This window comes from Bosea sp. 29B (assembly GCF_902506165.1).
Taxonomy (GTDB): domain Bacteria; phylum Pseudomonadota; class Alphaproteobacteria; order Rhizobiales; family Beijerinckiaceae; genus Allobosea.
In genome coordinates this window covers 2,957,374-2,970,604 of the sequence record NZ_LR733817.1, presented here as the reverse complement: position 1 = coordinate 2,970,604, position 13,231 = coordinate 2,957,374, and the positions used below count along the sequence as shown (strand labels likewise).

At 69.1% G+C, this 13,231-nt stretch carries 5 protein-coding genes; 2 read left to right on the top strand and 3 right to left on the bottom strand.

The window, feature by feature from the left end:
• Positions 1-27 precede the first annotated feature (27 nt).
• The gene (locus GV161_RS14490) at positions 28-1,407 is read left to right on the top strand and encodes an L-serine ammonia-lyase (protein ID WP_152016359.1); all 1,380 of its coding nucleotides are present in this window, start codon (positions 28-30) and stop codon (positions 1,405-1,407) included.
• Between the two features lie 36 nt (positions 1,408-1,443).
• On the opposite strand, the gene GV161_RS14485 is transcribed toward GV161_RS14490, so the two are convergent.
• Both GV161_RS14485 and GV161_RS14480 read right to left on the bottom strand, forming a co-directional pair.
• Positions 1,444-2,916: a protein adenylyltransferase SelO gene (locus GV161_RS14485; protein ID WP_152016358.1), complete on the bottom strand. Its 1,473-nt coding sequence runs from the start codon at positions 2,914-2,916 to the stop codon at positions 1,444-1,446.
• Between the two features lie 77 nt (positions 2,917-2,993).
• Positions 2,994-4,337: a PLP-dependent aminotransferase family protein gene (locus GV161_RS14480; RefSeq protein ID WP_152016357.1), complete on the bottom strand. Its 1,344-nt coding sequence runs from the start codon at positions 4,335-4,337 to the stop codon at positions 2,994-2,996.
• Between the two features lie 17 nt (positions 4,338-4,354).
• On the opposite strand from GV161_RS14480, the gene GV161_RS31175 reads away from it, so the two are divergent.
• A complete protein-coding gene (locus tag GV161_RS31175; protein ID WP_244624214.1) occupies positions 4,355-4,750 on the top strand; it encodes a DUF1127 domain-containing protein in 396 nt (131 codons plus the stop codon).
• 56 nt (positions 4,751-4,806) lie between these two features.
• On the opposite strand, the gene GV161_RS14470 is transcribed toward GV161_RS31175, so the two are convergent.
• A complete protein-coding gene (locus GV161_RS14470) occupies positions 4,807-13,137 on the bottom strand; it encodes an autotransporter-associated beta strand repeat-containing protein (protein ID WP_159741833.1) in 8,331 nt (2,776 codons plus the stop codon).
• Positions 13,138-13,231: the final 94 nt, after the last annotated feature.

Here is a 13,231-nt window from a genome sequence, read left to right as displayed (position 1 = left end):
GATCGCGCGTTCGGCTGGAGGCGTTTGATGTTTCTGAGTGTGTTCGACGTCTTCAAGATCGGGATCGGCCCGTCATCCTCGCATACGATGGGGCCGATGACGGCCGCGGCGCATTTCCTGGATCTCCTGCGCCGGCATCCGTCCCGCGATGATGCGGCGGCGGTCGGCGTCACGCTCTATGGCTCGCTCGCCTTCACCGGGAAGGGCCACGCCACGGATCGGGCCGTGACGCTGGGCCTGCTCGGCTGGACGCCGGCCGAATTCGATTTCGACGCGGCCGCGCAGCAGCTCGAGGATCTTCAGCGTAGCCATCTTCTGCGCCTCGACGGCCTGCCGCCGCTCGCTTTCGATCCCGCCACCGACATCGTCTTCGACTACGGGCCGCCCTTGCCGGGCCACGCCAACGGGCTCGTTTTCCGCGTTCGCGATTCCGCCGGGGCCGAGCTCTTGTCCGAGACCTATTATTCGATCGGCGGCGGCTTCGTGGTGACGGCGCAGGAGCGCGAGGCACCCAAAGCCGCCGCCACCACATCCTCCTGGCCCTACCCGTTCGCGAATGCGGCGACGATGCTGCGCATGGCGCGCGAGAGCGGGCTGTCGATCGCCCAGATGAAGCGCGCCAACGAGGGCAATCTCCAGTCGCCTGAAGAGGTCGAGCGCGGCCTGGCCCGTCTCTGGTCGGTGATGAACGGCTGCATCGAAAGAGGCTTGGTTCAGGATGGCGAATTGCCGGGCGGGCTGCATGTGCGCCGCCGGGCCGCGAATATCCATCGGCAGCTGACGGCCGAGCGCCAGAGCAATCGGGCCCAGCCCCATGCGGCCTCGGACTGGCTCGGCGTCTATGCCATGGCCGTGAACGAGGAGAACGCCGCCGGCGGCCGGGTGGTGACCTCGCCGACCAATGGGGCGGCCGGCGTCGTGCCTGCGGTGCTGCGCTATTATCTCGACCATTGCGTCGGGGCCGAGCCCGAGAGGATCCCCGATTTCCTGCTGACGGCCGCGGCGATCGGCGGGCTGATCAAGCACAACGCCTCGATCTCCGGCGCCGAGGCCGGCTGCCAGGGCGAGGTCGGCTCGGCGGCGGCTATGGCTGCGGCCGGCTTCTGCGCGGTGCTCGGCGGATCACCCGAGCAGGTCGAGAATGCAGCGGAGATCGCACTCGAACACCATCTCGGCATGACCTGCGATCCGGTCGCGGGCCTGGTACAGGTCCCCTGCATCGAGCGCAACGGCATCGGCGCGATCAAGGCGGTCGCGGCCGCTTCGCTCGCTTTGCGCGGCGACGGCTCGCATTTCATGCCGCTCGACAACTGCATCGAGGCGATGCGCCAGACCGGTGAAGCCATGAACGCCAGGTTCAAGGAAACCAGCCTCGGCGGCCTCGCAGTCAACCTGCCGGAATGCTGAGCCTTGAAGGCGGGCCTGCTTTCGCCGGAGACGCCCTTAAGTCCCGCAGAACGTCGCGAGCACGCGCTCATGTGCGACCGGCGGCCGGGCATGGTCCTCGCGGCCGGGCTGCGCGTCGAAGGGCCTGGAGAGAACGTCAGCCAGGGTCTCGAACGGCGCGAGGTCATCTCGCTCGACGGCAGCCTGGATCGCCGCCTCGACCATGTGGTTTCGCGGGATGAACAGCGGGTTCGTGCCCAGCATGGCATCCTGCCGCTCCTGCGCCGATGCAGGCTCCCGCAGCAGGCGCTGGCGCCAGCGCTCCTCCCAGGCATCGAACGCGGCCGGGTCGGCGAAGAGGCTGCGGCAGGCATCGGCGCCGTCAGCTTGCCCGGCCGCTTCGCTCAGGCGCCGGAAGACCAGGGTGAAATCGGCCTTGCCGCGCTGCATCGCCTCGAGCAGCGCCTTGATGAGCTCGACATCATCAGCCTCCTCGATGGCGAGGCCGAGCTTGCGGCGGAAGCCTGCGATCAAGTTCTGCTGGAATTGCGGGTCGAACCGGCCGAGCGCCTCCTGCGCGATCGACACGGCCCTGTCGGGGTCGTCGGCCAGCAGCGGCAGAAGCGCCTCGGCCAGGCGCGCCAGATTCCAGCGGGCGATCGGTGGCTGGTTGCCGAAGGCATAGCGCCCGTGCTCATCGATCGAGCTGAACACGGTCGTCGGATGATAGACGTCCATGAAGGCGCAGGGCCCGTAGTCGATGGTTTCGCCGGCGATCGACATGTTGTCGGTGTTCATCACGCCGTGGATGAAGCCGATCGTCATCCATTGCGCGACGAGCGCGGCCTGCGCGGCAACCACGGCCTCGAACAGGGCAAGATAGCGGCCATCGCCGGTGCAGTCCGGGTAGTGCCGTGCGATGACATGGTCGGCGAGCAGGCGCAGCGCCTCAGCATCGCCGCGGGCGGCGAAAAACTGGAAGGTGCCGATCCGGATGTGGCTGGAGGCGATGCGGGTCAGGACGGCGCCGGGCAGCGCTGTCTCGCGCCTGACGGCCTCGCCCGTCAGGACCGCAGCTAGCGCGCGCGTCGTCGGGACGCCGAGAGCGGCCATCGCTTCGCTGACGACATATTCGCGCAGGACCGGCCCCAGCGCCGCCCGGCCGTCGCCTCGACGCGAGAACGGGGTTGGGCCGGCGCCCTTGAGCTGGAGATCCCGGCGCCTGCCGCGCCGGTCGACCAGCTCGCCGAGCAGGATGGCCCGCCCGTCGCCGAGCTGAGGGCTGAAGCCGCCGAACTGATGGCCGGCATAGGCGGTTGCGATCGACGCTGCGCCGGCCGGCACGCTATTGCCGGACAGCATGGCCACGCCCTCCGGGCCTTCCAGCCAGTCGGGATCGAGCCCGAGCTCCAGTGCGAGCGGCCTGTTCAGCCGGATCAGCCGGGGCGCAGCCACAGGCGTCGGGGCCACCGTCGCGTAGAAGCGTTGCGGCAGGCGCGCATAGGAGTTGTCGAAGGCGATCAGGGTCATCGATGGTAGATATACGCGGAAAGCGCCATCGCAACAGGAAGCCGAACTCCGGCAGGCTATCCCCTGCCGCGCCTCGCTCACTCCGTCGAGTCGAAATCGTCCTCACGGGCGTGCAGCAGCGCGGCCAACGTATGCAGACCGAGATCGAGCTGCTCCATGCTCGGCGTCGCCAGTGCCAGCCTGACCGCGTTCGGCGCGTGGCCGGGTGTCGCTGCGAAGGTGCTCGACGGAGTCAGCGCGATATCGCGCCGGGCTGCGGCCGCGACGAAGCTCTGCGAGCGCCAATGCGCCGGCAGCGTCAGCCACAGATGGTAGCAGTTCCTGTTGGCCTGGACCTCGAAGCCGGCGAGGCGCTCGGCTGCGAGCGCCTGGCGTGCGCGGGCGTCGAGGCACTTCAATTTGGCGAGCTCGGCGATGGTGCCGTCGCTCATCATCCGCTGGGCGGCCGCGAAGGCGAACCCCGTCGCCGTCCAGCCGCCGGAGCGCACCGAGGCCTTGACGCTTTCGCGCAGGCGCAGCGGCACCACGACGAAGCCCAGCGTCAGCCCCGGCGCGACCTTTTTGGAAAGGCTGTCGATGACGAGGCAGGAGTCCGGCGCGAGCGCAGCCAGCGGCGGCCCATCCTCGAGGAAACCGTAGACATTGTCCTCGATGATCGGCAGGCCGAGCGCCTCGACGACTCCCAGCAGATCGGCACGGCGGGCTTGCGGCATCGTCGTTCCCAGCGGGTTCTGGACCGCCGGCTGAATATAGAGCGCCGACAGATGGGCCTCGCGATGCGCCTTCTGCACCGCGTCGGGGCGCATGCCGCTCTCATCCATCGCCAGCGGCACCAGTGTGACGCCCAGCCGGGCGGCGATCCCCTTGATGAAGGGGTAGGTCAGGGCCTCGACGCCGCAGCGCCCGCCGGTCGGAACAAGAGCGGCAAGCGCCGCGGCGACGGATTGGCGGCCATTACCGGTGAAGACCAGTTGCTCGGGCGCCGGCGTCCAGCCGCCTTGCGAGAGGAAGGCGGCGCCAATGCTGCGGATCGCCGGCGTGCCGACGCTTGTCGCCTGCCGCAAGGCCGCATCCAGCGCCGCGGTCTCCTCCAGGCCGGCCAGACTCCTGGCGATCAGAGCGGCCTGCCGGGGTAGGATCGGATAGTTGAATTCGAGATCGATCCGGGTGCTGCTCGGCTCGCCGGGGGCCGCCACCCCGCGCCTGGCTTCTCCCGAGACGAAGGTGCCCCGGCCGACCTCGCCGACGACGAGGCCGCGGCGCAGCAGCTCGGCGTAGACCCGGCTCGCCGTCGAGACGGCGATCTTGCGCTCATAGGCGAAGTTGCGCTGGGGCGGCAGGCGCTCGCCCGGCTTGAGCGTTCCTGCGGCGATTTCGGCCGCGATCATGTCGGCCAGCCTGAGATAGTCGGATCTCGACATTTATTGCACCGAGAGCAATGTTTTCATTGATCCGATATCTGTATCGGATCATTTTGCCTTCATCAACCCAGCCACACCCAAACGGCGGCGATTGCAGGGACGAAAGGCGCCTCGCCAATGTGCGAGGCGCTTTCGCCTCGGCGTTCGCGCGGCTTCGTGCCTTCGAGGAGGCCAATATGTCTGCAGTCCTGCCCGCCATCGTTCGGCCTGTCGTCGCGAAGCGCTCCGAGGCATCGCTCCACCTGCCGGGTGTGCTGCTCCAGGCGATCGCGCGCTATTTCGCGCGCCGCGCCGCCATCGACCACCTGTACGAGCTCGACGAGCCCGCCCTCAAGGATATCGGCCTTGCGAGAAGCGAGATCGAAGCCGCGGTTCGGGGACGCATTCCACGCGCCGGCCGGAAGCGCACGTGACGGGCGGGCGCGACTGATCTGGCTACGGATCGCTGGGCGGCTCGCCGGCCCCCCGTTCAGAATCGCATTTCGACCCTACCCTTGAGGGCGTGATCGCGGGAGCGTTCGCCGATGGCGGCGGAGTAGGTCAGGCCGAGGGCGGTGGCCTGCGAGATGCGCCAGTCGAGCCCGGCCTCGGCGGTGAGGGCGTCGCGGTCGATCCGGGCGGCGAAGACCTGCGCCGGCGTGGTGCCGGCGACGAAGGCGGTGCGCGCCTGCGGGGTGAGCTCGCCAAAGCCGTGGCGCCAGCCGAGCATGGCGCGGGCGAACAGCGGCATCGCCCCGAGCTGCGCCTCGGCCCGCAGGCCCAGCGTGGTGAAGCCCAGCGTCTGGTCGGAGGAGAGAACACGCAGGGCCGCCGCCCCGCCGCGCTCGGTGCCGGCGTCGGTGCTGACCCGGATCAGCGCCAACTGGGCGAAGGGCTCCAGCGCAACCCCGCTGAAGGCGAAGCCATAGCCGAGCTCGGCAAAGCCTTGCATCACCGAGCCCGGACGCTGCAGGCGCAGCAGATCGCCGAAGCCGCGGATCGCGACCTGGCGGCGGATGTCGCTCTCGGACCAGGTGTAGGCTGCGCCGGCATCGAGCCTGAGCTGGCCGAAGCGGGCGCCGGCATAGAGCGCGGCGTGGCCGCTCTCGAGCTTGCCGGTCGAGAGCCTGGCATCGAGATCGAAGCGCGACTGGCTGTAGCCGCCGGCGACGCCGACCTTCAGCGACGAACCCGGCGCGTCATAGAGCATCAAATCGGCGCCGAGCAGGGCGCCACCGCTGCGGCGGCTCATGCTCGCGGCATTGCCGTCGCCGTCCGTATTGCCGGTGCTGCCGAAGGCGGTGCCCCAGAGGGCGTAGCGCGGCTGCGGGACCGGCGCGGGCATCGCGATCGCACCCTTGCGGCCGGGCAGGTCGGCGGAGAAGCTCGCCGCGACCTGCTGACCCGGCGCGGTGAGCAATGGCCCACGCAGATGGCCCAAAATGGTGTCGCGCACCAGCCGGCTCTCGTCGATCATCACGCTGACCGCCTGGGCATGCGCTTCGCCCGAAAGCAGGTCGAAACCGGCGCGGGCCTCGGCCGCCGTCGCTGAGATCAGCGTGTCATAGACCGCATTGCCGACCCCGAGCCGCTCCGCCGCGATCGCGATGAAGCCCTGATTGCGGGTGGTGGCGATGGAGGTGCGGCCTGAATCATCCGGTCCGAACGCGGCATCGTTGCGGGTCATCGTCAGCGTGACGTTCTGACTGTCGTAAGCCAGCGACGGCGTCAGGAAGGCCAGGTTCGAGGTCACCGTCGAGAACTGGCCACTGACCCCACCGGAGGCGGTCAGGATCGTGTAGCTGGTCGAAGCCGCATAGTTGCCGTTTTCGGCCAGCACCTGCACTGTCCCGCCCGAGATTGTCGCCGAGCCGGACGCCAGGATCTTGTCGCTCTGGCCGTCCGGGCTGACTTCGACTTCATAGGTCGAGCCTTGTGCGAAGGTGATGTCGCCGGCGACGGTGATTGTTCCGATCGAGTTGCCCGGTGCGATCGTCGCGCCCGCCTGGATCGTGGTCGAACCGACGGTGCCGCTGCCCTGCAGCCGGGCGCCGGCCTCGACCGCGAGCCCGCCGCCGAGCGCGCCGTTGACGATGAGCGTGCCGGCGGAGACCGTGCTCGAACCGGAGAAGCCGGAGCTGTCGCCGGTCAGTTCGAGCGCCCCGCCGCCGGCCTTGGCGAAGCGGCCGCTTCCCGAGAACACGCTGGCGATGCTGGCGTCGTCGCGCTGGTCGAACACGACCGTGCCATTGGCGGTGACGTTGCCGGAGATCGAGGCGGCATTGCCGACGAGCGCGCCGGCTTCGACGATGGTGTTGCGATAGGCGTTGGCGCCGGTCAGCGTCAGCGTGCCGGCGCCGGTCTTGATCAGGTCGGCAGCGCCATAAATGCCGCCGCTCAGGGTGCCGTCATGGCCGTTGCTGTCGATCGTGCCGTCGCCGAGCAGCAGCACGGTGCGCTCCGTGCTGAACGAGGCGCCAAAGCGCAGCGCCCCGCCCAGGAAGGTGATCGCCGTCCCGCCGGCGCCGAGATTGCCGTCATTGGCGACCTCAAGCGCGCCGGCCCGGATCAGCGTGCCGCCGGCATAGCTGTTGTTGCCGGTCAGGACCGTGGTGCCGGTGCCCGCCTGCACGACGACGCCGGAGCCGGAGATCGCGCCGGAGAAGCTGTAGTCGTTCGAGCGGTTGAAGCTGAGGATCGCGTCGTTGACGACATTGCCGGCAAGCTCGCCGGTGCTGCCGCCATTGCCGATCTGCAGCATGCCGGCCGCGATCGTCGTGCCGCCGGCATGGTTCGCGCTGCCGGTCAGCGTCAGCGTGCCCCAGCCCTCCTTGACCAGGCTGCCGGCGCCGCTGATCGATCCGCCGAGGACGAAGCTCGTGCCGGCATAGGTCTCGATCGTGCCGGTGCCCGACAGCGTGATGGAGCGCCCGCTGGTGATGTCGGCATAGCTCGCCAGGCGGCCGCCGCCGTCGAAGGCGATGCTTGAGCCGGCAGCGCCGAGATTGGCATCGGCGACGATCGCCAGCGTGCCGTCGCGGATCACGGTACCGCCGGCATAGCTGCTGGTCCCGGTCAGGAGCAGGGTTCCCGAACCGTCCTTGAGCAGGCGGCCGGCGCCGGTGACGGTGCCGGCGTAGAGGCTGTCCTGCGTCTGATCGACGGTGAGGTCGGCACTGCCCAGCGCGATCTCGCCGCCGCTGCCGGCAAGGAAGCGCATCGACAGGTCATAACCGCTGAGATCGAGCCTGCCGCCGGTCAGGACCCAGTCGGTCATCACCGGCAGGGCGCCGGCACTGCCGGCCCGGAGCGTGCCGGCGGTGATCAGGGTGCCGCCCGACCAGTTGTTGCTCCCGCTCAGCAGCAGCGTGCCGTCGCCCGCCTTGATCAGCCCGCCGGCGCCGGAGACCGTGCCGGTCAAGGTCAGCGTCGTGCCGGCATCGGTCACGACCGCGCCGGTGTCGCGCAGGTCGATCGTGCGGTTCGAGGCGATGTTCGCGGTCGTATGAAGCGCGCCGTTGTCGAAGGTCAGCCCGCCAGTCACCGCACCGAGATTGGCGTCGGCAAAGACCTGCAAGGTGCCGCCCGAGATCACGGTGCCGCCGCTGTAGCTGTTGGCGCCCGACAGGATCAGCGTGCCGTCGCCGGTCTTCTCCAGCCCGTCCGTGCCGGTGATGCTGACCGCGATCGTCGCGGTCTCGCCGTCGAGCACGCGGATCTCCGGCGTGGTGATGACGATGCCGCCAGTGTTGTAGCCGTGCAGGTTGAGGCTGCCGCCGGCGCCACCGACCAGCGTATAGCTGCCGCCAGCGAACTGCAGCCCGACCGCGTTCTGCGTGCCCTCGATCGTGATCGTGCCGCCGGGGCCGCGGAAGACGCCATAGGCACCGCCCCATGACGCCGTCGCCGCGCCGCCGAGGTTCCACCAGTTCGTATTGCCGGCGTTCCAGACGCCGTCCCCGCCGCCGGCCGGCGTCGTGCCCCAGAGCTGCAAGATGTCGAGCCCGTTCGGGGTGACGACGACGTCGACCTTGCCGGCCTGCGAGGTGTCGGGCGTGTAGGTATAGGCCACCGGGCTCGTGACCGGGGTGCTGCCGATGACAAGCCCGCTGCCCGTCAGGCTGCCGCTATAGCTGATGACGCGGTGATAGCCGATCGCCGGCTGTGAGCCGCCGGCGAGGTTGAGCGTGCCACCGTTCAAGGCGAGATCGCCGTTGACCCGCGTCGTCGCCGAGCCCGGCGAGGAGGCTCCGTAGCCATGCAGCCTGTAGTCGTAAGCGCTGCCGGCCTCGAGCGTCAGCGTGCCGTTGACGACGAGCGCGGCGGCATCCGACGGCCTGATCGTGCCGCCGGCATGGGCGGTGAGATCGCCATTGACGGTCAGCGAGGTCTTGCCCGAGGGCGAAAGCGTGCCGCCGCTGTTGACCGTCGTCGCGCCGATCGAACCTTCGCCGGCAACCGTGCCGCCACCATCGACCGCGACCACACCGCCGACCCGCGCACCGCTCAGCACAAGCGTGCTGCTCGTCACCGTCATCGTGCCGGTGAAGCCGGAGGCGTCGAGATAGCGCTCGAAGATCGTCGTCCCGCTCAGAAACCGGACCCGGCCCGAGCCATCGAAATTAGAGCCGAACCTGTAGTCGCCGTCGGTGTGGTTGAAAACAAGCGTGCCGTTCGAGGCGAGGCTAATCCTGTAGCCGCCGACGATCTGTCCAGGCGCCGCAGCCGCTGCTCCGCTGGCCGCGCCGATGTTCAATGTGCCTGATGATCCGCCGCTGCCGACATAGAGCATCCGGCCGCCATATTTCAGAGTGCCGCCGTCCGTGAGGGTCAGCACGCCGCTGCCGCCCGAGCCGATCACGATGTCACCGGTGTGGAGTGTCGATCCCGCACCGCTGACCACCACTTCGCCGGTGGCCCCGGCGAGCGTGCCGATGAGCATGCTGCCGCCATTGGCGTAGCCGCCGTCCGAGATCGCCAGGCTGCCATTGCCGATCCGGAGTGGGTTGTAGCCACTGCCGCGATTGCTGGCGTCCCAGGACGAACCACTCCCCGTGATCGTCACCGATCCGCTCGAACCGGCCTTCGTTCCGATCTCGGCGCGATTGCTGGACAGCCTGGCGCCACCGGAGACTGTGACCTGCCCCTGCCCGCTTTCGCCGACCATCAGTGAGAAATTATCCCAGCGCGTGCCTGCCCCGGTCAGCGTAACCGTGCCGGTTGCGCCTGCCTGCGCGCCGATCACGGTGCTGCCGCCTTTCACCTGGCCGCCGCCAGAGATGGTGAGCATGCCACTGCCCCGGTCGCCGATCACGAACGCATTGGCGTTAGCCCATGTCGCGCCCGCCCCGGAGATCGTCACGGCAGCACTGCTGCCCGCCTCCGCATCGACGCTCGTGCTGGCGCTGGTCAGCCGGGTCGTCCCCGACAGGGCGAGTTCACCACTCTTGACGAGAACCTGACCGAAGCCTGCCGTGCCCATGACGGTCCAGGTGCTCGCACCGTCCTTCTCGAATATCCCGAAGGCCTGGGTCGCATTGCCCAACGCGACGAAGTCGAAGCTGCTGTCCTGCCAGCCGCCGAGGACGAGCGCGTTCGGGCTGGCATCATTGCGGGTGAGGACGACATTGCCGAGGAACTGGTAGCCCGCCTGCAGTTCCAGCGTGTTGCCGCCGCCCCAGAGGTTGATGGCATCCGAATATGAGCCGTCGGCGTTGAGGCCGCCTTCGATCCGGCCGGCCGCGACGATCCTGACGCCGCCGCTGCCCGAGACGCCTCGCCCGCCGCGTCCACCGTGTCCCATGGCTCCGTCAGAGCCGGGATTGAACCCGTAGACGTTGTAGCCCGACGCGCCACCGGTGCCGCCGGCACCGCCCTTGCCACCGCCAACGAAGCCGCCTGCCTGGACCTCCAGGCTGGCGCCGGTCCTCAGAACGACGCCATCGCCACCATAGCCGCCATTGCCGCCATCGCCACCGGTACCGCTGCTCTTGCCGCCACCACCTCTGCCGCCAGCACCGCCGGCACCGGCGTCGCCACCGCGAATGACGCCCTCATTCTGGACGATGACCGGGCTTGCCCCATAAGCGTAGAACCCGGCGCCGCCGTCGCCACCAGTACCGCCGCTGCCGCCGTAATATCCGTCCCCACCATCCATACCCCAGACGAAGCAAGGCAGGCCTGGCTGGCAGTTCTGGCCGATCACGCCGCCGGCGCCACCGACCAGCGTATAGCTGCCGCCAGCGAACTGCAGCCCGACCGCGTTCTGCGTGCCCTCGATCGTGATCGTGCCGCCGGGGCCGCGGAAGACGCCATAGGCACCGCCCCATGACGCCGTCGCCGCGCCGCCGAGGTTCCACCAGTTCGTATTGCCGGCGTTCCAGACGCCGTCCCCGCCGCCGGCCGGCGTCGTGCCCCAGAGCTGCAAGATGTCGAGCCCGTTCGGGGTGACGACGACGTCGACCTTGCCGGCCTGCGAGGTGTCGGGCGTGTAGGTATAGGCCACCGGGCTCGTGACCGGGGTGCTGCCGATGACAAGCCCGCTGCCCGTCAGGCTGCCGCTATAGCTGATGACGCGGTGATAGCCGATCGCCGGCTGTGAGCCGCCGGCGAGGTTGAGCGTGCCACCGTTCAAGGCGAGATCGCCGTTGACCCGCGTCGTCGCCGAGCCCGGCGAGGAGGCTCCGTAGCCATGCAGCCTGTAGTCGTAAGCGCTGCCGGCCTCGAGCGTCAGCGTGCCGTTGACGACGAGCGCGGCGGCATCCGACGGCCTGATCGTGCCGCCGGCATGGGCGGTGAGATCGCCATTGACGGTCAGCGAGGTCTTGCCCGAGGGCGAAAGCGTGCCGCCGCTGTTGACCGTCGTCGCGCCGATCGAACCTTCGCCGGCAACCGTGCCGCCGCCATCGATCGCAAGCGACCCGCCGACCCGCGCACCACTCAGCACAAGCGTCGCGTTCGACACCGTCGTCGTGCCCGAGAAACCCGAGCTGTCCGCGGTCAGGATCGTTGTGCCGGAGAGCACGCTGATTGTCCCGGCGCCAGAGATCGCGTTCGAGAAGCTGTAGCCGCTGTCCGTATGGTTGAACACCAGCGTGCCCGTGCCAGCGCCGAACTGGACATCGCCCTCGATCCTGCCCGCCGTCGTTGCCGTCTGCCCTGCCGCGGCACCGATATTGATCGTGCCGGTGCTGCCCGAGTTCTTAGCGACAGCGATCCGCCTGCCGCGTCCGGGGCCGGCCTTGCCGCCATTGGCGACGGTGAGCGTACCGTTGCCAGACTGTCCGACCGTGAAGTCGGTCGCGCTCAGGCTCGATCCGGCGCCGGAGACCACGGCCGAGCCCGCACCACCATCGCCGAGCACGAGGCTGCTCGCCTCGACATGCGAACCGCTGCCGGTGACATGGATCGCGCCGGAGCCTCCCGCTCCGGTCCCGACGCCGATCGTGTTGGCGCGCACGGTTCCGCCATTGGCGACCGTCAGGCTGCCCTGGCCCTGATGGCCGACGTCGATCCGACCGTCGGCGATCCATTGCGATCCTGCTCCCGCGACGGTGACGGCGGCCACGGCGCCTGCGCCGTTCGCGATCTGCGCATTCGTCGCCGTCAGTTGTGTTCCTGCCGAGAAGACGAGCGCTCCGCCATCGATCGCCATGTCGCCCTTGAAGGCGCTGGTGGTGCCCGACAGCGTCCAGCTGCTCGTGCCGGTCTTGTTGAAGTCCGAGAAGCCTTGATATTGCGAGCCCAGCCCGCGCAAGTCGAAACTCGCATCCGCCGCACCGCCCAGGATCAGCGTCGCATTGCTGCCGCCAAGCACCTGACCGACGATGGCGGAGCCAGCCTGCAGTTCAAGCGAGTTGCCGCTGCCGGCAAATGTGATGGCAGCGCCGCGCGTGCCGTTGCGATTGCGCCCGCCGCTGATGACGCCGCTATTGATGATCGCGACATTGCCGCCCGTCGCCACGATTCCGGCGCCGGCCCTGCCAGCAGCGCCTGCCTGACCTCGGTCGCGACTGACCGATCCGCGCCACGCACCGCCAGCGCCGGCGCCTCCTCCGACGATCGCCGCGCCGGCAGCGTTGATGATCGTGGCGCCCGACTGATCGGCGACGACGCCGCTGCCACCTGAACCGCCGGAGCCGCCATTCGCATGGCGTCGCACGCTGCCGAATGTGGATCGCGATTTGATCCCATTCTGGCCGCCGTCGCCACCATTCCCGCCCGTGATCGAAACACCCGGCGCAGTCGTCAGTGTTGCGCCATTGCGGATGGTGACGCCATTGCCGCCGTCGCCGCCGCGGCCGCCATCGCCTGCCGTCTTGGCGGCCGGCCGGTCGTAGTCCTGAGCGCCGCCGATCGCGCTGTCCGAACCGCTGTCGTCCAGAGCGTTGCTGTTCGTCTTGCCTGGACCGCTGTCGCCACCATTGCCGCCGCGGCCGCCATTGCCGCCCTTGATGGTCGATCCTGCTCCGATCGATGCGCTGCCGCGTGACAACGACAGGCCGACGCCGCCTTCACCGCCATCCCCGCCGTTTCCACCCCAGCCGTCAACCCGTTTGGAGGACGTGCCCTGGCCGCTGCCGCCCCTTCCGCCATCGCCACCGTCGCCGCCATGTCCGCCCGTCAGCCGATTGTTACCGAGCAAATTGACCGAGCCGCCCTCGACGAGGCTGAGCCCGGCTCCACCTCCGCCGCCGCCTGCGCCCCCGCCGCCATCGCCGCCATCACCGAGAATCTCGAAAATGAGGAAGGTGGCGACATTCCCATCGCCGCCGTCGCCGCCTTTTCCTCCGGCGCCGCCATCGCCGCCCTTGCTCTGCAACGAGGCTCCGATCGAGTGGGCCGCCGTACGGCCAATGCGGATGCGGGGCGTTACGGCCATAGCCGACGAGGTCGCGCGGGTAGGAAGTGCTCAT